At 44.0% G+C, this 24,767-nt stretch carries 31 protein-coding genes and 1 pseudogene; 26 read left to right on the top strand and 6 right to left on the bottom strand.

The window, feature by feature from the left end:
- Window positions 1–2,074 precede the first annotated feature (2,074 nt).
- The 12 genes from Q0224_RS03110 to Q0224_RS03055 all read left to right on the top strand — a co-directional run bounded on the left by Q0224_RS03110 (window position 2,075) and on the right by Q0224_RS03055 (window position 7,868).
- On the top strand, window positions 2,075–2,536 hold the full coding sequence (locus Q0224_RS03110; RefSeq protein WP_297949018.1) for a hypothetical protein: 462 nt from the start codon (window positions 2,075–2,077) through the stop codon (window positions 2,534–2,536).
- An 8-nt stretch (window positions 2,537–2,544) separates the two neighbouring features.
- The gene (locus Q0224_RS03105; protein WP_297949016.1) at window positions 2,545–2,880 is read left to right on the top strand and encodes a hypothetical protein; all 336 of its coding nucleotides are present in this window, start codon (window positions 2,545–2,547) and stop codon (window positions 2,878–2,880) included.
- A gap of 78 nt (window positions 2,881–2,958) precedes the next feature.
- Window positions 2,959–3,345 (top strand): Imm41 family immunity protein, encoded by a 387-nt coding sequence (locus Q0224_RS03100; RefSeq protein WP_297949015.1) that lies wholly within the window; start codon window positions 2,959–2,961, stop codon window positions 3,343–3,345.
- 4 nt (window positions 3,346–3,349) lie between these two features.
- Window positions 3,350–3,829 (top strand): Imm41 family immunity protein, encoded by a 480-nt coding sequence (locus Q0224_RS03095; RefSeq protein WP_297949014.1) that lies wholly within the window; start codon window positions 3,350–3,352, stop codon window positions 3,827–3,829.
- On the top strand, window positions 3,822–4,160 hold the full coding sequence (locus Q0224_RS03090; RefSeq protein ID WP_297900659.1) for a hypothetical protein: 339 nt from the start codon (window positions 3,822–3,824) through the stop codon (window positions 4,158–4,160). The genes Q0224_RS03095 and Q0224_RS03090 overlap by 8 nt, the downstream gene beginning before the upstream one ends.
- 32 nt (window positions 4,161–4,192) lie before the next feature.
- Window positions 4,193–4,804, top strand: a complete 612-nt coding sequence (locus tag Q0224_RS03085; protein WP_297949012.1) for a hypothetical protein — start codon at window positions 4,193–4,195, stop codon at window positions 4,802–4,804.
- A gap of 111 nt (window positions 4,805–4,915) precedes the next feature.
- Window positions 4,916–5,200, top strand: coding sequence for a hypothetical protein (locus Q0224_RS03080; RefSeq protein ID WP_297949011.1), 285 nt, complete (start codon window positions 4,916–4,918; stop codon window positions 5,198–5,200).
- 24 nt (window positions 5,201–5,224) lie between these two features.
- A complete protein-coding gene (locus Q0224_RS03075; RefSeq protein WP_297949010.1) occupies window positions 5,225–5,785 on the top strand; it encodes a hypothetical protein in 561 nt (186 codons plus the stop codon).
- A gap of 91 nt (window positions 5,786–5,876) precedes the next feature.
- Entirely contained in the window at window positions 5,877–6,356 is a 480-nt protein-coding gene (locus Q0224_RS03070; protein WP_297949008.1) for a hypothetical protein, read from the top strand.
- Between the two features lie 46 nt (window positions 6,357–6,402).
- The gene (locus Q0224_RS03065; RefSeq protein WP_297949007.1) at window positions 6,403–6,675 is read left to right on the top strand and encodes a hypothetical protein; all 273 of its coding nucleotides are present in this window, start codon (window positions 6,403–6,405) and stop codon (window positions 6,673–6,675) included.
- 23 nt (window positions 6,676–6,698) lie between these two features.
- The gene (locus tag Q0224_RS03060) at window positions 6,699–6,971 is read left to right on the top strand and encodes a colicin immunity domain-containing protein (RefSeq protein WP_291939734.1); all 273 of its coding nucleotides are present in this window, start codon (window positions 6,699–6,701) and stop codon (window positions 6,969–6,971) included.
- 681 nt (window positions 6,972–7,652) lie between these two features.
- Window positions 7,653–7,868: a hypothetical protein gene (locus Q0224_RS03055; RefSeq protein ID WP_297895388.1), complete on the top strand. Its 216-nt coding sequence runs from the start codon at window positions 7,653–7,655 to the stop codon at window positions 7,866–7,868.
- Between the two features lie 253 nt (window positions 7,869–8,121).
- On the opposite strand, the gene Q0224_RS03050 is transcribed toward Q0224_RS03055, so the two are convergent.
- The 6 genes from Q0224_RS03050 to Q0224_RS03025 all read right to left on the bottom strand — a co-directional run bounded on the left by Q0224_RS03050 (window position 8,122) and on the right by Q0224_RS03025 (window position 14,131).
- A complete protein-coding gene (locus Q0224_RS03050) occupies window positions 8,122–9,009 on the bottom strand; it encodes a hypothetical protein (protein ID WP_297895390.1) in 888 nt (295 codons plus the stop codon).
- A 15-nt stretch (window positions 9,010–9,024) separates the two neighbouring features.
- The gene (locus tag Q0224_RS03045; protein WP_297949006.1) at window positions 9,025–9,798 is read right to left on the bottom strand and encodes a GNAT family N-acetyltransferase; all 774 of its coding nucleotides are present in this window, start codon (window positions 9,796–9,798) and stop codon (window positions 9,025–9,027) included.
- A gap of 172 nt (window positions 9,799–9,970) precedes the next feature.
- Complete coding sequence (locus Q0224_RS03040; RefSeq protein WP_297949004.1) at window positions 9,971–10,261, bottom strand: YciI family protein; 291 nt, start codon at window positions 10,259–10,261, stop codon at window positions 9,971–9,973.
- Between the two features lie 79 nt (window positions 10,262–10,340).
- A complete protein-coding gene (locus Q0224_RS03035; protein WP_297949003.1) occupies window positions 10,341–11,594 on the bottom strand; it encodes a ComEC/Rec2 family competence protein in 1,254 nt (417 codons plus the stop codon).
- Window positions 11,595–11,715: 121 nt separating this feature from the next.
- Window positions 11,716–13,143, bottom strand: a complete 1,428-nt coding sequence (glnA, locus tag Q0224_RS03030) for a type I glutamate--ammonia ligase (RefSeq protein WP_297949001.1) — start codon at window positions 13,141–13,143, stop codon at window positions 11,716–11,718.
- 199 nt (window positions 13,144–13,342) lie between these two features.
- Window positions 13,343–14,131 carry a histidinol-phosphatase gene (locus Q0224_RS03025; protein WP_297949000.1) on the bottom strand — a complete coding sequence of 263 codons (789 nt, stop codon included), beginning with the start codon at window positions 14,129–14,131 and terminating at the stop codon, window positions 13,343–13,345.
- Window positions 14,132–14,202: 71 nt separating this feature from the next.
- Here Q0224_RS03025 and Q0224_RS03020 point away from each other — a divergent pair, with 71 nt between their 5' ends.
- The 14 genes and pseudogenes from Q0224_RS03020 (at window position 14,203) to rplS (ending at window position 24,633) form a co-directional block, all read left to right on the top strand.
- The gene (locus Q0224_RS03020) at window positions 14,203–15,465 is read left to right on the top strand and encodes a peptidase U32 family protein (protein ID WP_297948999.1); all 1,263 of its coding nucleotides are present in this window, start codon (window positions 14,203–14,205) and stop codon (window positions 15,463–15,465) included.
- The gene (gene purE / locus Q0224_RS03015; protein WP_295153068.1) at window positions 15,462–15,962 is read left to right on the top strand and encodes a 5-(carboxyamino)imidazole ribonucleotide mutase; all 501 of its coding nucleotides are present in this window, start codon (window positions 15,462–15,464) and stop codon (window positions 15,960–15,962) included. The genes Q0224_RS03020 and purE overlap by 4 nt, the downstream gene beginning before the upstream one ends.
- Before the next feature lie 3 nt (window positions 15,963–15,965).
- Complete coding sequence (locus tag Q0224_RS03010; RefSeq protein ID WP_297948998.1) at window positions 15,966–16,211, top strand: hypothetical protein; 246 nt, start codon at window positions 15,966–15,968, stop codon at window positions 16,209–16,211.
- 259 nt (window positions 16,212–16,470) lie between these two features.
- Window positions 16,471–17,307: pseudogene (gene glyQ, locus Q0224_RS03005) on the top strand (glycine--tRNA ligase subunit alpha); the annotation flags it as partial.
- 218 nt (window positions 17,308–17,525) lie between these two features.
- Complete coding sequence (locus Q0224_RS03000) at window positions 17,526–18,248, top strand: Nif3-like dinuclear metal center hexameric protein (protein ID WP_297948997.1); 723 nt, start codon at window positions 17,526–17,528, stop codon at window positions 18,246–18,248.
- Window positions 18,249–18,257: 9 nt separating this feature from the next.
- Entirely contained in the window at window positions 18,258–18,965 is a 708-nt protein-coding gene (locus Q0224_RS02995) for a zinc ribbon domain-containing protein (RefSeq protein ID WP_297948996.1), read from the top strand.
- Window positions 18,962–20,350, top strand: coding sequence for a 3-deoxy-D-manno-octulosonic acid transferase (locus tag Q0224_RS02990; RefSeq protein ID WP_297948994.1), 1,389 nt, complete (start codon window positions 18,962–18,964; stop codon window positions 20,348–20,350). The genes Q0224_RS02995 and Q0224_RS02990 overlap by 4 nt, the downstream gene beginning before the upstream one ends.
- Window positions 20,350–21,099 carry an RluA family pseudouridine synthase gene (locus Q0224_RS02985; RefSeq protein ID WP_297948992.1) on the top strand — a complete coding sequence of 250 codons (750 nt, stop codon included), beginning with the start codon at window positions 20,350–20,352 and terminating at the stop codon, window positions 21,097–21,099. Before Q0224_RS02990 ends, Q0224_RS02985 begins: the two co-directional genes overlap by 1 nt.
- Before the next feature lie 66 nt (window positions 21,100–21,165).
- Window positions 21,166–22,506: a signal recognition particle protein gene (gene ffh / locus Q0224_RS02980; protein WP_297948991.1), complete on the top strand. Its 1,341-nt coding sequence runs from the start codon at window positions 21,166–21,168 to the stop codon at window positions 22,504–22,506.
- A 78-nt stretch (window positions 22,507–22,584) separates the two neighbouring features.
- On the top strand, window positions 22,585–22,815 hold the full coding sequence (rpsP, locus tag Q0224_RS02975; RefSeq protein ID WP_297901685.1) for a 30S ribosomal protein S16: 231 nt from the start codon (window positions 22,585–22,587) through the stop codon (window positions 22,813–22,815).
- A 1-nt stretch (window position 22,816) separates the two neighbouring features.
- The gene (locus Q0224_RS02970) at window positions 22,817–23,059 is read left to right on the top strand and encodes a KH domain-containing protein (RefSeq protein WP_297948990.1); all 243 of its coding nucleotides are present in this window, start codon (window positions 22,817–22,819) and stop codon (window positions 23,057–23,059) included.
- Window positions 23,052–23,582, top strand: a complete 531-nt coding sequence (gene rimM / locus Q0224_RS02965; protein ID WP_297948988.1) for a ribosome maturation factor RimM — start codon at window positions 23,052–23,054, stop codon at window positions 23,580–23,582. The genes Q0224_RS02970 and rimM overlap by 8 nt, the downstream gene beginning before the upstream one ends.
- On the top strand, window positions 23,579–24,280 hold the full coding sequence (gene trmD / locus Q0224_RS02960; RefSeq protein WP_297948986.1) for a tRNA (guanosine(37)-N1)-methyltransferase TrmD: 702 nt from the start codon (window positions 23,579–23,581) through the stop codon (window positions 24,278–24,280). The genes rimM and trmD overlap by 4 nt, the downstream gene beginning before the upstream one ends.
- The gene (gene rplS / locus Q0224_RS02955) at window positions 24,277–24,633 is read left to right on the top strand and encodes a 50S ribosomal protein L19 (RefSeq protein WP_005873155.1); all 357 of its coding nucleotides are present in this window, start codon (window positions 24,277–24,279) and stop codon (window positions 24,631–24,633) included. Before trmD ends, rplS begins: the two co-directional genes overlap by 4 nt.
- Window positions 24,634–24,767: the final 134 nt, after the last annotated feature.

Genomic DNA, 24,767 nt, shown 5'->3' with positions numbered 1-24,767 from the left:
TCTAACATGGTGGCTAGGTTATTTAAAGGGGTTGGGGTTTAAATTTTAAGGGGAGGGATGGGAAGGCTAAAGGTATTATTCCTACTATGGATAGCGCCTTTAAGTCTATGTGCCTATGTGTTTTAGAAATTTCCGGATAAGCGGAAAAATAGTAAAGTAGGGGGCTATAGCGCAACCTATCCGCAGTTTGTCATTCTATAGCTTACCGTAATTAGCGTGTAAACTATCTTTATTCTCTTCAAAAAAGCGCTGGCTTTCCCTTTATGCATATTACTTCTTTACTACTCCTTTCCTAAGCGCTCGCCCTCATTTTAGCGTATTGCTTTCTTTTTAAGCACTTGCCTTTTTTGATACTAAAGACGAGTGCTTGCGAGGATAGGGCCGCGATAGATTATATAAATTCTGAAGCATTCCCATTCTTTTTTAGCTCTACACTTTTTACTAGGAATTTCTTGCATATTACATATTAAGCTTTCATATCTTTTAATGCTCGGTTTACCAGGTTGTGCTTCATTGCTCCCCAGCTCTCATGAGCTTACTTTACCTTTATAATCTTAGGTTTACCAGGTTCCTTCATTGCCTTTAGATCCAGGTTTAATTAAAATACCCCCGTCTTTTAAAACAGCTCACACCATTTTTTTGTTTTCTAGCTATATTGTTTTCATAAGGTATTTTTTGAAATATCCTTATAACGTTTTTACTAAGGAGAAAGAATGTTTTATATGTTAAAAAAGCCTCTTAGCTTTTTGAAGTAACCTTTAAAGTTTATATATTATGGTTTTTCGATGGGTTACGTTATCGGTAATGTTTTATTGATAAGCTTAAACGCTTGTCAAGCATTCTTAATCTTTAGTTCCCCGCTGGCGGTTTGGGGTAATAAGAAAAATCGCAGAGGTGCGTTATAGCTTCGCACATTAATCTAAAAAGCTTCTGTTTTAACTAAATTCTAAAGATGTAATGTCTTTTTGCCCCTAGAGTTTTTTCCCTAGATAGCCTTCTTATTCGTTTTATTTATTGCCTAAGTGTATTAAATTTAAAAAGGGGACTATCTGAAAAGCCGCGTGGAGGTAGCGCCTCCGTTAAAGGTTACGGGGCTGATTCGCTCGTCGCTAGCGGAGCGTTTGCTCGTCTGCTACCGCCGTTGCGATTATTCCTTGTAGGGATATTATTTTCTAAGTAAGTCTTCCTTCTTATGGTTTTATTTCTTTCAGGAGTATTTTTTGCCTAGTACTATATTATAAACAATATTGATCTTAATATATTTTTATCGCTTGTGGGGATATTATTTGCCAAAGCAGTTCTTTTATCATAAATAGAGTAACCTCTTGGCCTATCCCTTTTAAGGATATTTTATGTGTAGCCTTGCTTTTGATATTTTGGCTTTGCTCTAATAGAATGCTTGAGTATCTAAAGGATATTGAAGATATTTAGGTATAGAAGGGATATTGAAGTATTAAGGGTGGCAACCCATCATTTTTTAATCACTCTCCCTATTTTAAAAGCCTTTGGCTATCTTAATACTATATAAGAAAATAGCATAGCTTCCTTTATACTTTTAAAGAAGCCTCTAAGCCCTTAGACTTTTTATCTGTAAATGAAAGTAAAAGAAGAGATTAATAAATTTGAGCTAAGAAGCTTTTAAGATCTTTCTAATATAATCCCCTTGTTCATAAGGACGAAGAAGGCTTTAAGCTTTTATCTATTTTTATTTGTTCTTTGCCTTAAAGAACAAACATCTTACAGATAGGCGCTTAAGGCATTTAGTGAAAATGTATTAATCAGCCTCCTTAAGATTTTAAACCTTGAGCTGCTACAAGGCTTAAGCTAAATTTCTTAAGGCTTGAAACTCCTTAACTCATTTTTGCCTATTATTTAAAGTTTCCTTAAGAGACGACAAATATTTTTATATAGTTTTTTAAAAGACTATATACTGATATTCTGTAATCGAGTGTTCGGGGGAATTCCGAGGGTTGTACAAATTCAACGCAGGACACCACTTTTATTGCTAATTAAATCGCAAATTCTATGATTGATCGGTTATATCTAAAAAGCCAAAAATAAGTAAGGATATAAAATGAAATTTTTTCTCATCATAATTAGTATATTTCTTTGTATTTATATTGTTCTTTCGGTGCTAAGTTTTTCACCTTGTGATATTAACGATATGTTTAGGCGAGACTACAATCGTATGGAGCAAAAATGCAGACTAAAATTGATACGACGGGCTAATAATGGCAACAGCGGGGCGCATAGGCGACTTTTCTATTTTTATGAATTTTATTTTTTAGATAGATATTGTGTAGATAAAAAGGCGCAGCAAGAATTAGACAAAGAAGAGCTAAATTTTATTAAAAAATTTCATTCTGGAAATTTAGATCTATGCACAAATAACGACTTTATAGTTGGTTTATTAAAAAAGTGCGTTTTGAGGGAGGGAAATTTCACATTATGTACCGAGCGGATCGGAAAGGAAAAAGAGATTAACATGGATGAGGTCATACATCTATACTACTCGGATAGAAAGCCGAAAGAATAAGAGATTTCATGAAAAATAAAATTTACTTTATTGCCGCCGCTATAATATTATTTGCGTGGATATTTTATCTATATAAAGAGCAAAGCGCCTCTTGCGATATAAAAGATCTTTTTATGGGCGATTCCGAAATAACAAAAGAGTGCAGGATTGTCATAATAAGGCAATTTGAAAAGAACGGCAACCCGCGCGCATATAAAAGGCTGAGTTTGGTTTATGGAAAAATTTTAAGCGAAAAACCTATAGAAGAGGTTTTAAATGAGCTAGATCAAGAAGAGATAGAATTTTTAAAAAAATTGTATCCTGATTCAAAAATTTTATCTAAAGAGTTACCGAGCAGAAAATAATCAATTTTTATAAATATAAATTTGTCATAAAGATGGCTAAATGTTTAATAAAGAAATGAAAAAAAGGATAAGTGATTAATGGAGTTAAAACTTTTATACCAGAATTCAACGAATTCTGACAAATTCAGCATCAATTCGTTTGTCGGAAAATTTATCTATCAAAAAACTTGGTCGGATTGCGACTATTGGGAGTTAGATAAAACTTTAATGCAGATTTTGAGCTTTTATCATAACAAAACGCTTCCAAGAGAAATTTTCGCCGCAATACTAGCGATATTTAATGATGTTATCGGCGTGGAGGACAAATCAGAAATTTATGTAAGTAATATGTTGTGCGCGGAAAACAGCGACGGCGTAGTGCCTAGCATATATGATAGATTTGAAAGATTAAAGGTTCTGTGCAATAGCATCGTATTCAAAGAAGAATTTAGCAATAGCGGTTTTTGGTATGTTCCAAAGGATTAATGCAATGAATCTTGTAAATTTTTATAGAAATACCGCATTTGATGATAGATATGATGCAAATTCGTTCATAGGTATGATTTTGGATTATAATTTATGGTCCGATGATGAATATTGGAAATTAGAAGCCGATTTAAAAAAGATTTTGCAGCATTATAAAAACAAAGAGTTGGACCCAGAAATAATGCAAGGCATTATTTCTATCTCTAATGATATATTTCTAAACGGAAGTTGGCGCGACGTAGATATAGACGCAAAAAGCGAATGTTTTAAAACGTATGAATATCAAGAAGATACAAAGCCAAATATTTTCGATAGATTTCGTCGCATAAAAAGCTTATTATTGGCGGTTGCTTCAGGGGATGAAAATTTTTATAAAATCAAATTTTTCTATGAAAATTGTATGCTGGAGTCTTGTGCTAAAAATAGCAAAGACGGTGCGGTAGTTAAAATTCCATTAAAAGGAAATGCGATTTTAAATGAATAAAAAGACGATTTTAACTATTTTATCGGGAATAGTCGAAGATGGCGATTATATCTCTTTATGGGAGATCGTTTGGGAATTAAATTCTATTAACGTTGCCAATTCGCTTAAAGTGGCGAAAGAAATTTTATTGTTTTTATACGAGCAAGGTTATATAAGATTGTTTAGTTCAAACTGGGGTTATGATACAGAAATGAAAGAGATATGTGATAAATCTGAAATTTTAAATATTTTAAGAGATGATAAAAGTTATGAGCCGGTCGGCGTAAATAGCAAATACTTTTGTGCAACCGAAACGCAGCAAGGAAGAGCTTATTATGCAAAACAATACTAAAATGCGAAAAACAGTAGTTTGGACGGTATAAAATGAGAATAAAAGCACTTAATCTAAATTTAAGTCCATACGTCTATTTCTTTAGCGAAGCGGAAGATTTTAGGTTTAAGATTTTTAAAGATTTTCAAGCCGCAAGCGGGAAAAGACCACCGGATTTTTATGAGCTTGAGGCGTTTAGCCTAATGAAAAGCACCGAAGTCTATGAGACCGATTCTATCGCTAGCACATTAATTCATAATTTTAGTTTATGCGATGAGAATGTAAAAGATATTTTAATAATGCTATTTGGGCAGTTTTATCTAAATAATTTCATAGATACCGACATAAAATATAAAAATAGCGCTAATATAAATTCAAATATGAAAAAATTTGAAGAATGGAAAATTTTAAGAGAAAATTTCTTTTATAATTTAGATAATTTTGTAGCCCGCTCATACGAACCTCTAAAAAATTATACTTACGCAGACTGCGCCTTTTGGGAGGAGCCGAATCGGTGGTGCCATCATAATATGTATATGTTTATCACAGAATGCGGCAAAAGATATTATAATGAAATTTTAATTCCGAGCCTCTGCAACAAATACGAACACATAGAGGTCGATATCGATGAAGAAGGAAATGTAACTAAGTGGTATGGAATATAAAATTTAGGAGAATAAATGTTGATAAAAGAAAGATTATTAAGAGAATTATGCTGCCTTGCTTCATTAAAATGCCAAGAAAAATATATGCTCAACCCCACAAAGGATAAGTATTTGTTGTGCATAGATTTAATAGAAGATTGCGAGAGTGCTTGCAAAATAGCTCTAGTGGAATCAAATAAAATTTATTTCAGCGTAGAGGAGCGTAAAGCGATAGTTAAAATGCTAGATAAATTTGCAGAGTGTGATTCAAAATTTTGGAAAGAAGAGGAAAGGGCTTCTATGGCAGACTACGAAGACTTTATATACCACAATAGTACCTTTTGCGGACTACGCGAGCTAGCTCTAAAAACAATCCATATTTTCGGATACGATTTGGATGACCTCAACTACGACTAAAAGCCTTATAAGGAAAAATAGAATATGTACAAGCAAATAAAAGAGCTGTTAGAAAAGAGCGGTATAGAATTGAGCGATGGTTTGAAAGAGAGCGAAATAGACAAAATAGAGCAAATTTATGAGTTTAAATTTCCAAAAAGCCTAAGAGATTTTTTATCATATACATTGCCCATTTCGGTAGAATTTTATAATTGGAGAGACTTTAGCGATGAAAATATAAAGGAGATAAAGCAGGCCATGAACTACGTCTTTGAGTACTTAAAAAACGATCCTATTGATGAAATTTTTCCAAATGAGAACTATTGGAATACGCAAAAATGGGGTCCGATGCCCGAAGACGGATCTCGCAAGCGAGCCGTTGTACTAGAAGCAGCCAAAATTGCACCTAAGATTATACCCGTATATTCTCATAGATATATGCCGTGTCTTAAATTGCCGGATCCGCCAGTCTTATCTATACACTATACCGATGTCATTTATTATGGGAAAAATTTATATGACTACTTTTTGAGGGAATTTGGTAAAAATCCTCTTGAGCCGGTCAGAAAATGCCCGTATGTGCCTTTTTGGTCTGATTTATACTAAAATTTAATAAAGGCGAGTTTGCGTTAATCTACGCTTATTTGATTTTTAGAATTAAAGAAAATATGCGTTAGCATAGTTAGGGTGGGGAAAAATGATAGAAGCAGTGATTGACTTTGATGAGTTACAAAAAGACAGAAGATATATTGATGAGTGGCATGATTATTGCCCCAAAGAAATAGAGCATAAGTTATACTCATATTTATCCGAAAAGCTGTATTTGCCGCTGCGTATCGGCCCTGATGCATTCGCGGACTTCTTTTGGTTTCTACGATTTAAAGAATGGAAAGACTACAGCGAGGAAGAATGGGAGCAATATGAAGATAAGGAGGAATGGGAAAGCTATAGCGAATATATCGAGGAAAAAGAAGAAAACTCACGATACGGTTTAAAAAATAAGCAAGGCGTTCGAGACGATTTAAAGCTAATTTTCTTACATTTCAATGCATTTAAGAAAAAATACGGTGATTTGGCTGAGCGGTTACTCGACGTGATAAAATTTACGCTCTCGGAGACCGCCAAATACCCAGATTACGATGACTTGCTTGATATTCAAATAGAAATTCGAGGCTAGAAGATTATGAGGCGGCTATGAGAAATAAATTTAAGGAAAGTGGCGAATGATATACGGCGATTTGATATTTTTAAATTTGTTCCGTAATTACGAAGATGAATTTGCCGGAGTCGGTCGGTGCGACTTTATAATTTATTTGGAAGAGCTGGTTAAGGCTGGAGAATATGGTATAGCGCTGGAAGATTTTTTAGTTCAAATGTATGAATATGATATAAAAATTTCTTCTAACGACTTAACAATTATAAAAAATTTATGCGAAGGCGTGAATATAGGTAGTGATTTATGGTCGGTTCTAGGCATTAGAGCGGCGGGCGATTAAAAATATATCTGAAAGGGGCTCTTATGATAGAGGAATATATAAAAATAATAGAGGATTTTTTGCAAAACAGAATCGACGTATTTGAATTTGAAAAGATATATTGGGATAAATTTATGAATGATAAAAATTTTCCCGATGAATATTATGAGCCGCTTAATAGACTTCTTACAGATATCGATGAATTTGAACCAGACGAAGAGTTGAGGGGTGATGATACGGTAGGCGATTCATTAAGTGAAGAGGATCTAAGGGGATGCGCGAAAAAGGCTTTAAAACAAATTACGCTTTTAAAATAGTAGTTTTATAAAATGATAATTTCTGCGAGAATTTTAAAAATATATTACGATATAATGCGCGCAAACTCACATCCCAATAAAAGGAAACCCAAATGCAGAAAAATAATGCACAAAAGGCTTTTATCGTCGAGCCTTTATATTGTCTTGCATCGAGAAAACATCAGATTAGATATATAGATAATTCCACTATCGATGAATATGCAACACCGGGCGAATTAGTAGAATATGTATATAATCCTCTATAGATAGCCCAGAGACCGGAATACAAATTTCTATTTACAGAAATAGAACTAAAAGCCATAGCAGAGTATAAAGAGATGATCGATTATTTTTATAGCAAATATGACTACGATGAGATATATGATAATATGCCTGAAATTTGGAAAAAGATAATGAAGAAGTCATTAAGACTACTGAATATACTTGGTTTCACTCTCGATGATTTTTATGAGCGCGGGGATTTAAAATCCAAAACCAACGAAACTCATATCCCAATAAAAGGAAACCCAAATGCAAATTAACGGAAAAGAGATATTTAAGAAAGGCACTCTTATGTGCCGCCTAAGCAGAATGGCTTCTTCGGAATATCAGGACAAGTATATCGTCCATCCCACAATCAATAAATATGAAGATCCGTCGGAAATGGCGGAACTTTTATATACCGAATGCAAGAGCGCTTTATTGGAGCAATTTGAATTTTGCTTCCTGCCATACGAGAGGGATGCGCTAAGAGAGCTTATGGGGCTTATAGATAGATACTTTAAAGATCAAAGCCTACTAGAAGGCATAGGTGAGTATTTGGTATATCACAATAAATCTTGGATAGAGGTTAGAGAGCTAGCCTTAAATACCTTGCATATTTTCGGCTACGATTTGGACGACTTTAATTATGATTAAATTCCGATAAAATGAAATTTATCCTATATATCTTTAATCTGCTGCTATGCCTAAGTGCCTGGGCTCTGCTTCGTCATATACGGCAAAATAAAACCGATGCCGCGTAAACAAATAGTTTTATTTCGGGTTGCGCTTGGTTGTGCTGCATCATACCGCACGCCGTAACGGCGCATCTAATGCTGTCAGGCCGTGCTCTAGCCACTACGTCGCGATGCGCTCTATCGCTATGCCTTAAATCCTTACACCGAGGCGTCTAGATCATCTTTCCGACGAGTTTTTCTTTAAATTCTTTATAAATTTCAGGCCCCGCGTGTTTGTATTCGCTCGTCAGCTTATTGTGAAATTCCGCCATATCGCCGCCGCTTTCGCGGTAGAGCTTGATCGCGTTTCGCCTTACGGCGCCGTCTTTTAGGTCGCTATCGTAGGCAATGCTCGCGTATCGCGTCCGCGCGCCGTCCTTGATCTCGCGGTAGGCCTCGCAGCCTTTGGCTCTGCCGAGCTTTGCGACGCACGCGGCATAGAGGGCTTGTAGGCTCACGCACTGGGGTATCAGCGCTTCCGCCGCGGCAATGTCCGCTTTGGCGATTTTAGAATTTGCAGCTTTTTGTTCCTGTTGTACAGCCTTCGGCTCCTGCTTCGCGGTTTTTGCCCCTTGCTTTTGGGTCTTTGGCTCACATTTCGCAGTTTTTGGCTCCTGCTTTGTAGCCTTCGGCTCCGCTTTTTGGGCTTTTTTCTCCGCCGCGCCGCTTGCTTTGCTTTGTTTTGCGCTCGCCCCTGCGGCGTGCGAGGCTAGACTGATCTTTTCAAATTTAGGATTTTTGCGGTAGTTTAGATTGTTAAAGAATTCTATCACGTCGTCGTAAAATTTATCGTTACTGACGATGCCGATCTTGCCTTCCTGCCCGCAGAGCTTGCCCATCAAAAACACGATGATCTTATCGGCAAAGTCTTTTCTCTGCTTGCCGATCGTAAAGACCTCGCCTATGCTAACGCCCATCTTCGATAGGCGCGCAAGGGTCAAGGCACCGATCTTTTTGGCGGTGTTGGAGACGATATTTAGCTCATCGCCCTCTTTGAGATTTACGACGTCGAATATATTATCGACGTCGATATTTTCGTCGTCTATGATAAAGTGCGTCAAAGTTTTTCCTTTAAATTAAATTTCAATGCCCACGCTCGCGCAAATTTCATCTCTAAAGCGCGCGAAAGGCTTCATCGCAGGCTGGTTTTGCAGATGCTCGCCGATGGGCTTTTGCATCCACGCCATATCGTACCAGCGGCCGAATTTATAGGCGCAGCGCTCGAATCTGCCGACGAAGCGAAAGCCCATGCGCTCGTGAAATCGCACGCTAGCGTCGTTTAGATATTCGTCATCCCCGCAAGCGATGCAAGCGTTCATATCTACTATGTTTTGAGTCTTGAGCGCGCGCTGTAGCGCCTCGTAGAGCAGCCTGCCGATACCCAGAGCGCGCGCGTTTTGCGACACATAGACCGAGCTTTCCGCCGACCAATCGTATGCCGCCCGCTCTTTGAAAACCGAAGCGTAGGCGTAGCCGAGGATTTGCCCGTGTTTTAAATTTACGCCGCTTTGCTTTGCTGCGACGATTAAATTTGCACCGTTTTGTTTCGTCGCGGCGTTTGTGCGATCTCGCGCTTCGTCTGCGGGCGAAATTTCACTCTCTGCGCCAGCCGCGCTTGCGGAAATTTTAAAATTTTCATCTCGCTTATCGTTCGCAAATGTCGCCTCGTCGCTTGCGTAAGCGAGCAGATAGGGGTATCTTTGCAGCGTCTGCTCGATGCGCCCCGCAAATTCCGCGGCGCCGGGCACGTCGTATTCGAAGCTGATCGCCGTTTGCTTTACGTAAGGAGCGTAAATTTCAAGCAGCGCCTCCGCATCTCGCGGCGTTGCGAGCCGCAGTTTTATCCGCATAAAATCTCCTTTAAATTTCGCCATTTTGTATAATTTCGGTTTTAAGCTTATCCAAATTTGTCGCCGCGACCAGCTTTTAAATTTAGCGGGAATTTTATCTCACGCGCAAAACGGCTAAATTTCAGAGGCGTGTTCGAGCGCGTAAATTTTAAAATTTAACCCGCGCAAGCCTCTATTCGCCGAAAAGTCGCCAAAACTCGGGCGCAAATTTCGTAGGCGCAAATTCTATGATCTCGTATTTTGCGACGCCGTTTTGGAAGAACGGATCTTGCGCGATGATCTCATCAAGCTCCGTGCGGTCTTTGGCGTTGATTAAGATGATGCCACCCGTGCGAGGGACTTTGCGCCCCGAGCAGATAAATTTATCGGCCGCATAAAATCGGTCTAAAAACGCGTTGTGCTCGTTGATGAAGCGATCGATTTCGCTAATTTCTTTGACGTAAGTGAGGTTTGCAATAAACATTTTGATCCTTTGTGAGATTTAAAGCGCGATTTTAGCATAAAATTCCAACGGATAAAATTCCTGCTGGGATTTTCGCGCGCTACGTTATAAAAAATATCGGCGAAATTCCGATTATCGCGCAGCCAAGCGCTGCGTAGCGAAGCTTTATCGCAGCAAGCGCGCAGATGTTTGCGAGCGCGAAAAGAAGCGGCGGAATTTGCGCTTGAAAGCTCGGCAAAGTAAAATTTAAAAACGCAAGCAGCGGCGTATCGAGCGCGCCGCCGAGCCCGAATAGATGCAAAAATATGCTTAGCGGATAAAAGATCACGAACACGTATCCTAGAGGCATTACGCTAAGCTGCTGCAAGCTCGCGGTCGGGAAGAAATAATAGACCGCCGCGTTCATGCTGAGCCAGACGTATAGGTTAAAAAGTATGACGTTCTGCCAGAGCTTAAATTTAGGCGCGAAGTGGTGCAGGTAGAGGAAAATATACAGCACGCCGAGGCAGGAGAAATAAAATCCGATCGAAAAGGCTAGGTGCGGGAAAAATGCAAGCAGAAGCACGATCGTTAGGAAGAGGTTCGTAAATTTAAGTACGTAGAAATTTCGCATCGCGAGGTAAAAGCCCACGCAGCACATCGCAAGCGAGCGTAGAAAGCTCGGCGTAAAATCGAGCACGAAGAGATATCCGCTCATCAGCACGATCACAAAGACGCTAAGATCGCGCTTAGCGCTGCGGTACGGAAAGTAGCGATCCTGAAAATAGCGGTAGATCGGCATTGCAAGCAGAAAGACCGTGCTAAAGATAATGCCCAGATGAAAGCCGCTGATCGAGATGATGTGCGCTATGCCCCAGTTCGTCACGCTGGCGCGCAGCGGTTTTGAAATTTCGGTCGCAAAATACAGCGCGGAGTAAAGATCCGCGGTCATCTCATCTTCGTGTTGGGCTCGGACGAAGCTTATCGCGCGCCATTTTGCCCCGGAGGGCGCGGTTTCGGCTGAAATTTTAAAATTTGGCGCGTAAAAACGCTGCTTTAAAAAATCTAAAAATTTTACGTTTTTGGTTACGATGCCGATATTTACGCGCGCGAAGCGGTGAAATTCCCGCCCGAGCCCAGTGGTCGTGTAGAGGATGAAATCCGCCGTTTTGAGCTTTAGCACCGTGTAGGTGCGGCCGCGCTCGTTGGTTTTGGCGTAGGCGTTTAAAATTTGCGCGTCGTAAAGAGCGTAGTTTTTCGCGCGGAATTCTCTGAATTCATAAAATTTAAGACCTAAATTTAGCGATAAAATTCCAAGCAAAATGAGCAGAAAGTATAAAATTTCACGTTTGCGGTAAAAGAGCTGAAGCTTCACGGACGGTGTTTAAGTTCGCGCGACAGAATTTTAAAAGCTCGCGCGCGGCTAAATTTTAAAATTCCAAAGCCCTATGCCGCTCCGCCCGTTGGAATTTCGGCAGTGCGGCATAAATTCGGTCTTAGCACGAATAATTCGTCGCAAACTCAAACGGCGTAGGGCGCGCCTCGTAAGGCCAAACCTGAGTTTCAAATTTAAAATGTTGATAGGTCTCGATAAAAAGCTCGCTCATTATCGGGCGCAGATACTCGTTGTCGCGGATCACCGCCTCTAGGCTGCCGCGAAGCGTGTGCGGAAGCTGCTCGATGCCGCGCTCGCGAATTTCATCCAGGTGCAGCTTGAATAAATTCTCATCCATCGGCCCGACCGGCTCGGTTTTGTTTTTGATGCCGTCGATTCCCGCCATCAGCATCGCCGCGAACGCTAAATACGGGCACGCCGTGCTATCAGGAAAGCGCATCTCCGCGCGCACGGAGTTCTCGCCGCTGCCGTAAGGGATGCGGATCGAAGCGGAGCGGTTTTGGCTCGAATAAGTTAGAATGGACGGCGCCTCAAAGCCCGGGATCAGGCGCTTGTAGCTGTTGGTGCTCGGGTTCGTAAACGCCGCGACGCTGCGCGCATGCTTTAGCACGCCGCCGATATACCATCTCGCCGCGTCGCTTAAATTTGCATAGTTGCCCTTTTTGTAAAAGGTATTTTTGCCCTTTTTCCAGATCGATTGATGCACGTGCATTCCGCTGCCATTATCGCCGTAGAGCGGCTTCGGCATAAAGGTCGCGGTTTTGCCGTTTAGGTGCGCGACCATCTTTACGACGTATTTGTATTTTTGCACGTTGTCGGCGGCCTCGACGAGAGTGCCGTATTTGACGCCGATCTCGCCTTGACCTTGCGCTACTTCGTGGTGGCAGATGAAGGTCTCAAGCCCGATCTGTTCTAGCACTTTTAGCATTTCGGCGCGCAGATCGACCATCGAATCGACGGGCTGGACGGGGAAGTAGCCGCCCTTTACGCCCGGGCGGTGGCCGCTATTAAAGCCGTCTTTGTAGTTTTTGCCGCTGTTCCAATGCCCCTCCTCGGTATCTACCTTAAACATCGCGCAGTTCATATCGTCGATTATCTTTACGTCGTCGAAAACGAAAAACTCATTCTCCGGCCCGAAGTAGCAGGTATCTCCAAGACCCGTAGTTTGCAGAAACTGCTCGGCTTTTTTAGCGATCGAGCGCGGGCATTTTTCGTAAAGCTTGTTTTTATAGATGTCGTAAACGTCGCAGATGACGATGATCGTAACGTCCGCGGTAAATGGATCCAAAAATGCCGTTTGCACGTCGGGCTTTAGCATCATATCGGATTTATCGATTGGCTGCCATGCCGCTACCGAGCTTGCGTCAAATGGAATTCCGTCGGCGAAGTCCTTCGGCAGGCGCTTGTAGTTGTAAGCGACGTGGTGCCAGGTGCCTTTTAGATCGGTAAATCTAAAATCGACGAACTCGACCTCGTTTTCATCGCAAAATTTAAAAAATTCCTTCACGTCATTAACAAATTTTCCCATATTTTTTCCTTTTTCCGCCCGTGTTCGGGCTAAATTTAACTGCGGATTTTAACATTATTTAGTTGAAATTCGACTTTATCTGCGCGCCGTTTTGCGCGCCGCGATTTTTAAAATTTTGCGCCGCCGAAGCTTTTGAAATTTTAAAATTTCGCGCCGTTCGTACCTTTTAAAATTTAGCAGAGAGCGGCCGCCGCTAAATTTACGCCAGATTTACGAACTGTCGCTCGCGATTTTTGAAAACTGCGATCCGCTCGTAGCCGAACTCGCGCGCTTTGGCGTAAATTTTATCGTAGTTTAGTGCTACTTGAGCTACCGAGTGCGCGTCCGAGCTAAGCGTGATCGGCACGTCCGCATCCGCTAGCATCTGCAAAAGCGCGTCGCTTGGATAAATTTCATTTGCGGGCTTGCGAAGCCCCGCGGAGTTTAGCTCCACGACGATACCGCTTTTTTTGATCGCGTTTATCGTGCCGCCAGCCAAAACTCTAATATCTTTTTTCGGAGTAAATTTAAAAATTTTAATCAGATCCATGTGTCCTAAAATGTCGAATTTGCCGCTTTTGCACAGCGCGCAGATCAGCGCAAAGTATTCGCGATAAACGTCGTCTATCTCGCGCCCGCTCCACTGATCTAAAAATTCCTCATTATCAAAGCCCCAGTTGTTTAAAAAATGCACCGAACCGATGAGATAATCAACCTCGCGCGCGAAAATCCGCTCATCCATCAGCTCTTTTTTCGTCATAAAATCGACCTCGTATCCCAGCCGCACGTCGATCCGCCCGCCAAACTCATCTCGCAGATCCCTAATCATCCCCTCGTAAAGCTCCATCTGCTCGAAGCTCATTCGGTATTTTTGATCGAAGTTCATCGGCGCGTGATCCGCAAAGCCGAAAATTTCTATGCCTCGTGCGATCGCCGCTTCCAAATACTGCCGCGGCTCGCCGTTAGCGTGGTTGCAAAGATAGGTGTGGTTGTGTAGATCGGCTCGCATCAACTGTTCCTTAAATAAAATTTTGGCTAAATTGTAGTAAAATCGCGCTTAAAAAATCACTAGGAATGTATTTGAAAAAACCCGAACTCTTAGCTCCTGCTGGGAATTTAACGAAACTAAAAATCGCCCTGGCTTACGGCGCGGACGCGGTGTATGCAAGCACCGGCTCATTTTCGCTGCGCCAGCGAAGCGCGAAGGAATTTAGCAAGGAAAGCTTCGCGCAGGGCGTCGCGTACGCGCACGAGCGCAGCAAGAAGCTCTACGCGACCGTAAACGGCTTTGCGACCAACGGCCAGCTCGAAAATATCAAAAGGCATTTGGAATTTCTTCGCGATCTGCGCGTGGATGGAATTTTAATCGCCACTTTGGGCGTTGCGAGCCTCGCGCGAGCCGTAGCGCCTGAGATTCCTATTCACGTCTCTACTCAAGCTAACGTGCTAAACTATCTCGACGCGCAGGTTTGGGCAGAGCTGGGCGCCGTTCGCATCGTCGCGGCGCGCGAAATGACGCTCAAAGACGCCGTGGAGATTAAGGAAAAAATTCCGAATCTCGAGATTGAAATTTTCGTGCACGGCTCGATGTGTTTCGCATACAGCGGGCGCTGTCTTGTTAGCGCGGTGCAAAGCGGCCGCTTCAGCAACCGCGGAAGCTGCGCGAACGACTGCAGATTTAACTACGAGCTTTACGCGAAAAATCCCGAAACCAGCGCGCTTTTCCGCTTGCAAGAGCGCGAAGGGGAGGGCACTTTCGTAATGAACGCGAAGGATCTTAGCCTCATTTCGCATGTGCAAAAGATCATGCAAACGGGCGCGATCGACAGCTTCAAAATCGAAGGGCGCACCAAGAGCGAATACTACGTCGCATGCGCCACGAATGCTTATCGCGCGGCGATCGACGATGCCGCGAGCGATAAATTTGAGGCCGGCGTTTACGAGCGCGAGATTGCGACGCTTAAAAACCGCGGCTTTAGCGACGGATATTTGATAAAGCGCCCATACGAGCGAGAGGATACTCAAAATTTAGACCGCAGCATCGAGCTTGGCACGCATCAGGTCTGTGCTATCAGCGAAGACGGCGAGTTTATAAGCGTCAAGGATAAAATTTTGCCAGGCGAGAGCTATGAAATTTTTGCTCCGCGCGGCTTTGAAATTTGCGCTTGCGATAATGAGATCGGCGAAATTTTTGAGCTTGACGGCAAGCCGTATTTAAAATTTAAGAGGCTGCAAAGTCGCAGCGGTAAGGAATTTAGCGAGATTCACAGCGGCAATCTAAATGAGATTAAGCTGCCTGCGAAGCTCGCGGAGTTTTGCTTTTTAAGAAAGGAGATAGAATGAAATTTGTTTCTATAATAATGGGCTCAAAGAGCGATTACGAAGTCGTTTACGAGGCGGCTAAAATTTTAAACGAATTCGGCGCGCCGTACGAGATGATCGTATCTTCGGCGCACCGAAGCCCCGCCCGCACGGCTAAATACGTCGCGGACGCCGAGAAAAAGGGCGCGCAGGTTTTCATCTGCGCGGCGGGCATGGCGGCGCATCTTGCCGGAGCGGTCGCTGCGAATACGACCAAGCCGGTGCTAGGCGTCCCGCTCGGCGGTAGCGCGCTTAGCGGCGTAGATGCGCTGTATTCGACCGTGCAGATGCCTGCGGGTATCCCCGTCGCGACGCTTGCGATCGGCAAGGCGGGCGCGAAAAACGCGGCGTATCTGGCGGTGCAAATTTTAGCTCTAAGCGACGAGGTGCTAAGCTCGAAGCTAAAGGCGGATCGCGCGGCAAAAGCGGAGGCGCTGAAAAAGGACTCCGAGCAGATTGAAGTGCTACTTGAGGGCTAAACTTTGAAAATTTTAAAATTGCACGAGAGCTTTGAAATTTGTGGGCCAAAGACTCGCACGAATAACGCAGATGAGATGAGTGAGCGAGGGGTGATCGCAAATTTGTGGGGCGAGTTTTTAAAATTTAACGCTAGCAGAAGCAGCGCCGAGAAAAACGAAATTTATGCTGCGTATTACGACTACGAAAACGGCGCACAGGGTGAATATTTCGTGCTAATAGGCACTTGCTTGAAGGAACAGCACCATTAAAGAAAGCCACGACGAAGCTTGCAAATCCGCGAAGCAGTGCTGCAAAAATGAGTGCGATGAAACTTGCGATAAATTACGTATCGAAGCGGGCGATTACGCGGTTTTTGATTTTGCTAACGAGCCTACGAGAGCTGGCGAATACTGGACCGGAATTTGGAAATTTTTTAAAAGCTCGAAGCTTCAAAGAGCCTTTAAAACGGACTTTGAAAAGCTCTTTGGAAGATAAAATTTAAATTTACATATCGATAAAAGGATAAAAATGACGTTTTCACAGATTATTTTGACGCTTCAAAATTACTGGCACGAGCAGGGCTGCTTGCTCGTTCAGCCCTACGATATGCCCGCAGGTGCAGGCACCTATCATCAGGCCACCTTTTTGCGCAGTCTAGGAAGCAAACCTTGGCGCGCGGCATACGTGGCACCCTCGCGTCGCCCCACAGACGGGCGCTACGGCGAAAACCCAAACCGCTTGGGCGCGTATTATCAGTTTCAGGTGATCTTAAAACCGAGCCCGGATAATATCCAAGAGCTCTATCTAAAAAGCTTAGAGAAGCTGGGGTTAGATCTTAAAAGCCACGATATCCGCTTCGTGGAAGACAACTGGGAGAGCCCGACGCTAGGGGCCTGGGGGCTTGGCTGGGAGGTTTGGCTAGACGGCATGGAAGTGACGCAGTTTACATATTTTCAGCAAGTAGGCGGCATCACGTGCGAGCTCATAAGCGGCGAGATCACCTACGGACTTGAGCGTTTGGCGATGTATCTGCAAAATAAAGACGACGTTTACGACATCGTCTGGGACGACAAGGCGGGGCTCGTGACCTACGGCGACGTGCATAAAAGGGGCGAGTTTGAGTTTAGCAAATACAACTTCGAGCTTGCAGACACCGCAATGCTTTTTAATCAGTTTGAAAACTGCTTCGGCGAGTGCAAAAGCATCCTAAAGCACGGCCTGGCGCTTCCTGCGTATGATTACTGTATGCTCGCGGCGCACACGTTCAACGTCCTTGACGCGCGCGGAGCGATCTCGGTTACGCAGAGGCAGGATTATATTTTAAAGATCCGCGATCTTGCCAAAAACTGCGCGCTTTGCTACGCAGATCCGAAAAAATATGTCGCTGAGCTTGACGCTGCGGCGTGCGGCGATAAAAAAAGCGGCAAAGAAGGCGGCGCGGCAAATGAGGGGGAAAAGAGCGAGAAATGCGGCGTTAAAGGGGCTGTCTCGGCGCCCGCTTCCTCCGCAGGCGCAAATTTAAAAAACGCCTGCAGCAAGCAAAACGCCGCAGACAAAGCGGATAAAAGCGCAAAGTAAGATTTATGAAAACGGGCGAAATTTATGAAATTTTAAACGCCGCCGCGCCCTTTTGCGACGCAGAGGCGTGGGATAATAGCGGGCTAATGCTCGGAAACTTGGATGATGAAATTTCAAAAATCTATCTAAGCCTCGACGTTACTAGCGAGCTGGTGCGCGAGGCGGAGGCGGGCTCGCTTTTCGTGGTCCACCACCCGCTGATTTTTAGTCCGCTAAAATCGCTCGATCCGCGGCTTTATCCTGCAAATTTGATCTATGAGATGATCCGCAAAAACATCTCTCTCATCGCGATGCATACGAACTTTGACAAGCACGTTTTAAACGGATTCGTAGCGCGCGAAATTTTAAAATTTGAAATTACGGATGAGCGGGAATTTTTGGTTTTCATGCGCGCGGATTTGAGCTTTGAACAGCTGTGTGCACAGATAAAGCGCAAGCTTGGCATCGAGCATCTGCGTGCCGTAAAGACGAAAAATTTTATCCAAAATATCGCGCTTTGCACCGGCAGCGGAAGCGAACTGAACCAAAGCTTAGGCGTGGACTGCTTCATCACGGGCGATATAAAATATCACGCGGCGCTTCAAAATTTAGAAAACGGCGTGAGTTTGATCGACATAAATCATTTTGAAAGTGAGCGCTATTTTGGGCGCGCGCTCGCACCTTTCTTGCAAAAAAGCGAAATTGAAGTTATAATAAGCGAGCAAAAAAATCCATTTACGTATTATTAAAGGAAAAAGATGAACAAATATTTAAGCCAATTGGTAGAGCTTTGCGAATTCGATAAGCAGCTGGACGGATTTAAGCCTAAAATCGAGGCCGCACAGGAGAAGCTGGGCAAAAAAAGCGGCGAAATTTCAGGTGCAAAGGAACAGATCGAAACTCTAAATGCGGAGATCGCCGAGCTAAAATCTCAAATTTTACAAGCAAACGCGCAACTTAGCGCATTTTCGTCCAAACTAAAAAGCACGGGTAAAAAAAGCGGCGCGGCAAAGACCGAAAAGGAGATCAAGGCCCTTAGCGTCGAAGAGGACATCGCAAAAGAGCAACTCGAGGCCACAAACGAGGAGATCGAAAGGCTGGAAAAGATCGTAGCCGCAAAGGAAGCGCTCGTAAAAGAGCAGAGCGAAAAACAAGAGGCGTTTGAAGCCGAGCTAAAAAGCTTGCAGGAGCAGGTAAGCGCCGAGATGGGCGAGGTCGAGGTCGCTCGCGGCGCGATCTACGCCAAGCGCGATAAGCTAATGCAGGCGATGAACCCAAAAACCGTCTCATTCTACGAAAAGATCCGCAAATGGGCGGGCAACACGGCGGTCTCGCCGGTGCGCAAACAGGCCTGCTATGGCTGCTTTATGCGCATAAGCGACAAGACCTATTCTGCGGTCATCAAAAGCGACGACATCGTAACCTGCCCGTATTGCGGCAGAATTTTATATAAAGAAGCCGAGTGATCTACACCGCCTTGGCGTTTTTGGCGTGGCTCGTCGCTGCGCCTTTTATTTTTATCCTAAGCTTTAAAAAAAAATACCGCACGAGCCTGAAGGCGCGATTTTTTCTATACAAAAACCCTAAATTTAGCCCCGCTGCGGTGCATTTTCACGCTTGCAGCCTGGGCGAGGTAAACGCTCTTGCGCCGCTAATTTCTAAATTTGAGAGCGTCGCGCTTAGCACGACCACGCAGACGGGCTTCGGTGCGGCGCGCGCGCTCACGCCGAACTCTCGCTACCTGCCGTTTGAAAACTGGCTTCCATTTTGGCTTACGGGTAGCCGCGTGCTGGTGATTTTTGAAGCGGAGCTGTGGCTAAATTTGATCCGTACCGCTAAATTGCGCGGAAGCTACGTGATCCTGCTAAACGCGCGCATAAGCGACCGCTCGTACGCGAGCTATCTGCGTTTTAAGCTTTATTATCGCAAAGTGTTTGAAAATATCGATCTGGTGCTTGCGCAAAGCGAGCTTGATGCGGCGCGGCTGAGGGAGCTAGGCGCAAAAAATATAAAGGTCGCGGGCAACGTAAAAAGCGCGAATATCGCCGTTGCGACGAAGGATTATTCCGCCGCGGCCGTAAATAGCTTCGTGCTTACGATCTCAAATACTCACGAGGGCGAAGAGGAGCTCATTTTATCGAATTTAAACGATTTTATAAAATTTCGCAGTTCGCAAAATATGCCCGAAAAATACCCGCGCGCAGCGAGTGCCCGCGGCGATAGAAGCTTGCCTGGGGCTGAGCTTCGCGACGAGCAGGGCTCGACCGAGCCGATAAATTTAAACGCAGCTTCTTTGGATGCGGCGAGCTCAAGCGACGCTTCGTCCGCCGTGCTGAATATGACGCCTTTAAAGGGCGCGTCTTTAAATTTTGCTGCACCGAATACGGCGCTTTCGATTGCCGCGCCACAAAAGCTAAAAATCATCCTGGCGCCGAGGCATCCTGAGCGCTTCGAAAAGGTATGTGAAATTTGCAAGACTTGGGTGCGCGAGCACGGGCTTAGCTTTGAGCGATTTAGCGACGACGCGGGGCTTGAGAGCGATTTTATCTTGCTCGATGCTTTCGGCGAGCTAGCGAACTTTTATAAAATTTCAAACGCCGTGATCTTGGGCGGCAGTTTTTTGTCAAAGATCGGCGGACACAGCCCGATCGAGGCGGCGAGCTTCGGCGTACCGATCATCAGCGGGCGATTTTTTCATAATCAAAAGGCGCTGTACGGGCTCGTACAAAATATCGCTCTATGCGAGGCGAACGAAATTTCAAGCGCTTTAAAAGAGCCGCTAAAAGGTACGCGGATAGATAAAATTTGCGATCTGCAAGAGATAGAAAATTTAATCAAGGAAAGAATTTAATGCAAGAAAAAGCCTACAAACTGCTGGCGGCGCAGGAAAATATCTCGCACAACGAAGCCAAGGCTCTCATCGACGCGGGGCTTGTAAGCGCGCACGGCGCAAAGATCGCTCTGGCGCGCGAGATGCTCGGCGAAAATACTAAATTTAGCGTGATGAAGCCCGCAAAACCCGCGATCATTTATGAGGATGAGAACGTTTTGGCGGTCAATAAGCCGCCCTTTATGAGTAGCGAAAATTTGGAAAAAATCTATAAATTCGGGCTTCTAAACCGCCTGGATAAGGAAACCAGCGGCGTCGTGCTGCTGTACAAAAACGAGGAATTTCGCGAAGCGGCGATCGCGGAGTTTAAAAATTTGCGCGTGAAGAAAAGCTATATCGCGATCGTAAAAGGGATCGTGAGCGAAGAGATGAAATTTGACGAGCCGATTTTGACGATAAAAACTAGAAGCGGCGCCTTTTCTAAAATTTCGCCAAACGGCAAGAGCGCATTTAGCGAGGTTTATCCGCTGATGATAAGCGGCAAAAAATCGCTCGTAAAGGTGCGGATCGAGACGGGCAGAACGCATCAGATCCGCGTGCATCTGGCAAATGCGGGATTCGGCGTAATAGGCGATGAAAAATACGCTAAAATCCGCGCGAAGCGGATGTTTCTGCACTCGTACGAGACCGAAATTTTAGGGTTAAAATTTAAAGCTCCGCCAGGTAAAAGCTTCAACGAATTCGGCTTTGAAATTCCCAAGGATCTCTGATATTCAATGGCTTTTAAGTTAATTTTAGGTAACATCGCAAGTTTAAAAATTTTATAAGGGATCAAAGTGTTCGAGATCATAAGCGAGTCGTTTAAAAACGCGGTCAATAAATTAAAAACAATCGATGACGAAAAAGCTTTAAAAAACGCCTTGGAGACGCTAAAAAAGGCGCTTTTAAAGGCCGACGTGCATCACAAAGTCGTAAAGGATTTTTTGGCGCTTGTCGAGGCCGATCTTCGTATCGGCACGATAGGACAGAAGCCGTTTTTGCAGTCCATCAAGATAAATTTGACTAAAATTTTAACGGCGCCTAGAGGCAGCAGTCAGGGATTTGTATTTGCTAGCACGCCTCCTACGGTAGCTTTGATGACGGGACTTCAAGGAAGCGGAAAATCTACAAGCACGATAAAACTTGCAAACTATCTGAAACTTCGTAAAAAAAAGGTCTTGGTCGCTGCGTGCGACTTGCAGCGCCTAGCTGCGGTCGAGCAGCTCCGCCAGCTGTGCGAGGCGAATGAGATCGAACTGTTTTTTATCGAGGGCGAGAGCGATCCGATAAAGGTTGCGGAAAAAGCGCTAAGCAAGGCTAAAAGCGGGCTTTATGACGTACTGCTTGTAGATACGGCGGGACGTCTTGCGATCGATGAGGCGCTGATGGCACAGCTTGCGGAGATGAAAAAAGCTCTAAATCCGCATGAAATTTTTTACGTAGCGGACGCTATGAGCGGTCAAGACGGCATTAAAACGGCCGCTAAATTTGATGAAATTTTAGGTTTAACGGGCGTGGTCTTAAGCAAATTTGACGCCGATACCAAAGGCGGCGTAGCTCTTGGCATCGCGCAGCAGCTGGGCATCCCGCTTCGCTTTATCGGAACCGGCGAGAAAGTGGCCGATTTAGAGGGCTTTATACCCGATAGAATCACCGGTCGCATTATGGGCGAGGGCGATTTAGCGACGTTAGCCGAGAAGACAAGCGCCGTTTTCGATGAAAGAGAAGCTAAGGCCTTGAACAAAAAGATCAAAAAGGGCGAGTTTAATTTCAACGATTTCGTAAATCAGCTCGAAAGCGTGAAAAAGCTCGGCAATATGAAAAATTTGATCGGCATGATCCCGGGACTTTCCGGCATGGCGAATAAGATAAAAGATATCGATTTGGAAAACTCAAAAGAGATACTTCATATCAAAGCGATGATCAGCTCTATGACGCCGAAAGAGCGCGAAAACCCCGATCTGCTAAATAATTCGCGTAAGCGCAGACTTGCTGCCGGCGCAGGGCTTTCACAGGTGGAAGTAAACCGCTTCTTAAAGCAGTTCGCGGGCGCTTCGAAGCTTGCGAAGAAATTTTCAAGCAAGGGCGGCATGCAGGGGCTTGCCTCGATCGCTCAAAGGCAAAATTTACCGAGATAGCCTCTCGGTAGAATTTGCAGATGTTTAAGTTTTAGCCATCTGCAAGTTCTAAAACTTACAAAAATTTAAGGAGAAGAAATGGCAACAGTTGTTAGGCTTACAAGAATCGGAAGAAAGAAGCAGCCTTTTTACCGCATCGTGGTAACGGATAGCAGAAAAAGACGCGACGGCGGCTTTATCGAGACGATCGGCTTTTATAACCCACTAAAAGAGAGCGATAATATTAAATTCGACGCGGAGCGTTTGGCATACTGGAAGAGCGTAGGCGCGAAGTTAAGCGATAGGGTCGCTCAAATCACAAGCAAATAAAATGGTAGAAAATTTTATAAAAGAATACGCAAAGTTGATCGCCGACTATCCGCAGTCCGTCTCTACGCAAAAGCGGATCGGTGAAAACTTTACCGAGATCATCGTCTATGCTGACAAGGCCGATACAGGCAAACTCATCGGCAAGGACGGCAAAATGATAAACGCCATAAAGACCGTCATCATCGGCTACAAAGCAAAAGATCCGATCAATTATAAAATTACCGTCAAAGCCAAAGATGCCTGATGATCTTTTAGAGGTCGCAAAGCTCGGTCGGACTATCGGCTTAAAGGGCGCGGTTAAAATTTTTGATCGCAGCGACTTCCCTTCTCAGTTTAAAAAAGGCGCCAAATTTTATCTGCGAAACGGCGAAATTCTAGAAATTCTATCCTTCAACGGCGCAAACTTTAGCGCTATTTTTAAAAATTACGAAAGCGTAGAAGCGGCGGCAAATTTAACCAACCAAATCCTTTACCGAAGCAAAGAGGACACGCGGAAATTTTGCAAATTGCAAAAGGGCGAGTTTTTTTACTTCGATATTATCGGGCTTGAAATTTATGAAGACGGCGCGATTTTAGGGCGCGTAAAGGACATATCGCAGATCGGAAGCGACTATCTTTTTGAAATAGAAACGGATGAAAGCCTAATCTCGCATGCTTTGCCGAAAGAATTTTTCATCCCCTACGTGGATGCCTATGTGAAAGAAATTTCGCTTAGCGAGCGTAAAATTTTTACGCAAAATGCGCGCGCGATTTTGGAAAACTCATGAATTTTATCTTTATTTCGCTGTTTGAAAATCTTATCGCGCCGTATTTTGAAGACTCGATTTTAAAGCGCGCGGTTGATAAGAAAATAATCTCGACGCATTTTTTTAACCCGCGAAATTTCACGGCAAATCGGTATAAAAAGGTAGATGATTATATGATCGGCGGCGGCGCGGGGCTTTTGATCGGCACGGAGCCGCTTGCCGGAACGATCGAACATGTAAGAGCTAAATTTAAAAACGCCAAGTTTATCTACCTCTCGCCCGCCGGTAAGAAATTTAACCAAAACGACGCCAAGCGCCTAAGCGGCGAGGAGAGCTTATGCTTTATCTGCGGGCGCTACGAGGGGATCGATGAGCGCATAGTCGAAAGGTATGTAGATGAAATTTTTTGCATCGGCGATTTCGTCCTTACCGGCGGCGAGCTCGGCGCGCTTTGTATGTGCGATGCGATAAGCCGCAACATAAAGGGCGTTTTAGGCAACGAAAGCTCGCTTGTCGAAGAAAGCTTTGAAGAAGGAATTTTAGAGGCGCCTGCATTTACAAAGCCTGATGTTTTTGAAAATTTACCTATAGTTTCAGAGTTTTTAAAGGGTAATCACGCTAAAATGCGCAGCTTAAAAAATCAAATGGCGCTATGCAAAACGAGGTTCTTCCGCCCGGATATGTACCGAAAAATCGCCAGAAATAAAGGAAATTTATGAAAAACAAGTATATCCAAGCGTTTGAGGACGCCCAGATCACAAGCAAAAGTGTGCCTGATTTCCGTGCCGGCGACACCTTAAAGGTAGCCATCAGGATCAAAGAGGGCGATAAGAGCAGAATTCAAAATTTTGAAGGCACCTGCATTGCGCGTCGCGGAAACGGCGTCAGCGAGACTTTTATCATCCGCAAGATCGGCGCAAATAGCGTCGGCGTAGAGAGAATTTTCCCGATCTACAGCGAGAGTATCGAAAGCATTGAGGTTTTAAGAAAAGGACGCGTTCGCCGCGCGAAGCTATTTTACCTACGCGACAGACGCGGTAAAGCGGCTAAAATCAAAGAGCTTCGAAAATAATCCTTTAAATTTACGCTTCCCAATTCAAAAGGAAGCTCTTTTTATAATGCGCGAGATTTTAAAAAATTTCGCGCAAAGTCTACTCGCATTAAATCTAAAATTTTACAACTTTTCCATTAAAATTTTTAATTCTA

The organism is uncultured Campylobacter sp. (assembly GCF_938002845.1).
GTDB lineage: Bacteria > Campylobacterota > Campylobacteria > Campylobacterales > Campylobacteraceae > Campylobacter_B.
The sequence above is the reverse complement of the archived record's forward strand: the minus strand, read 5'-3'. Positions and strand labels throughout refer to the sequence as shown.

What these genes read in the sequence shown, in the direction of transcription:
- Q0224_RS03000 (WP_297948997.1), top strand. Translation starts at nt 17,526, where the DNA reads ATGAAAACGGGCGAAATTTATGAAATTTTAAACGCCGCCGCGCCCTTT.
- rimM (WP_297948988.1), top strand. Translation starts at nt 23,052, where the DNA reads ATGCCTGATGATCTTTTAGAGGTCGCAAAGCTCGGTCGGACTATCGGC.
- Q0224_RS03090 (WP_297900659.1), top strand. Translation starts at nt 3,822, where the DNA reads ATGAATAAAAAGACGATTTTAACTATTTTATCGGGAATAGTCGAAGAT.
- Q0224_RS03045 (WP_297949006.1), bottom strand. Translation starts at nt 9,798, where the DNA reads ATGCGGATAAAACTGCGGCTCGCAACGCCGCGAGATGCGGAGGCGCTG.
- Q0224_RS03040 (WP_297949004.1), bottom strand. Translation starts at nt 10,261, where the DNA reads ATGTTTATTGCAAACCTCACTTACGTCAAAGAAATTAGCGAAATCGAT.
- Q0224_RS02985 (WP_297948992.1), top strand. Translation starts at nt 20,350, where the DNA reads ATGCAAGAAAAAGCCTACAAACTGCTGGCGGCGCAGGAAAATATCTCG.
- trmD (WP_297948986.1), top strand. Translation starts at nt 23,579, where the DNA reads ATGAATTTTATCTTTATTTCGCTGTTTGAAAATCTTATCGCGCCGTAT.
- rpsP (WP_297901685.1), top strand. Translation starts at nt 22,585, where the DNA reads ATGGCAACAGTTGTTAGGCTTACAAGAATCGGAAGAAAGAAGCAGCCT.
- Q0224_RS03065 (WP_297949007.1), top strand. Translation starts at nt 6,403, where the DNA reads ATGATATACGGCGATTTGATATTTTTAAATTTGTTCCGTAATTACGAA.
- Q0224_RS03060 (WP_291939734.1), top strand. Translation starts at nt 6,699, where the DNA reads ATGATAGAGGAATATATAAAAATAATAGAGGATTTTTTGCAAAACAGA.
- glnA (WP_297949001.1), bottom strand. Translation starts at nt 13,143, where the DNA reads ATGGGAAAATTTGTTAATGACGTGAAGGAATTTTTTAAATTTTGCGAT.
- Q0224_RS03095 (WP_297949014.1), top strand. Translation starts at nt 3,350, where the DNA reads ATGAATCTTGTAAATTTTTATAGAAATACCGCATTTGATGATAGATAT.
- Q0224_RS03075 (WP_297949010.1), top strand. Translation starts at nt 5,225, where the DNA reads ATGTACAAGCAAATAAAAGAGCTGTTAGAAAAGAGCGGTATAGAATTG.
- Q0224_RS02995 (WP_297948996.1), top strand. Translation starts at nt 18,258, where the DNA reads ATGAACAAATATTTAAGCCAATTGGTAGAGCTTTGCGAATTCGATAAG.
- Q0224_RS03110 (WP_297949018.1), top strand. Translation starts at nt 2,075, where the DNA reads ATGAAATTTTTTCTCATCATAATTAGTATATTTCTTTGTATTTATATT.
- Q0224_RS03025 (WP_297949000.1), bottom strand. Translation starts at nt 14,131, where the DNA reads ATGCGAGCCGATCTACACAACCACACCTATCTTTGCAACCACGCTAAC.
- Q0224_RS03105 (WP_297949016.1), top strand. Translation starts at nt 2,545, where the DNA reads ATGAAAAATAAAATTTACTTTATTGCCGCCGCTATAATATTATTTGCG.
- Q0224_RS02970 (WP_297948990.1), top strand. Translation starts at nt 22,817, where the DNA reads ATGGTAGAAAATTTTATAAAAGAATACGCAAAGTTGATCGCCGACTAT.
- Q0224_RS03085 (WP_297949012.1), top strand. Translation starts at nt 4,193, where the DNA reads ATGAGAATAAAAGCACTTAATCTAAATTTAAGTCCATACGTCTATTTC.
- Q0224_RS03100 (WP_297949015.1), top strand. Translation starts at nt 2,959, where the DNA reads ATGGAGTTAAAACTTTTATACCAGAATTCAACGAATTCTGACAAATTC.
- rplS (WP_005873155.1), top strand. Translation starts at nt 24,277, where the DNA reads ATGAAAAACAAGTATATCCAAGCGTTTGAGGACGCCCAGATCACAAGC.
- purE (WP_295153068.1), top strand. Translation starts at nt 15,462, where the DNA reads ATGAAATTTGTTTCTATAATAATGGGCTCAAAGAGCGATTACGAAGTC.
- Q0224_RS03070 (WP_297949008.1), top strand. Translation starts at nt 5,877, where the DNA reads ATGATAGAAGCAGTGATTGACTTTGATGAGTTACAAAAAGACAGAAGA.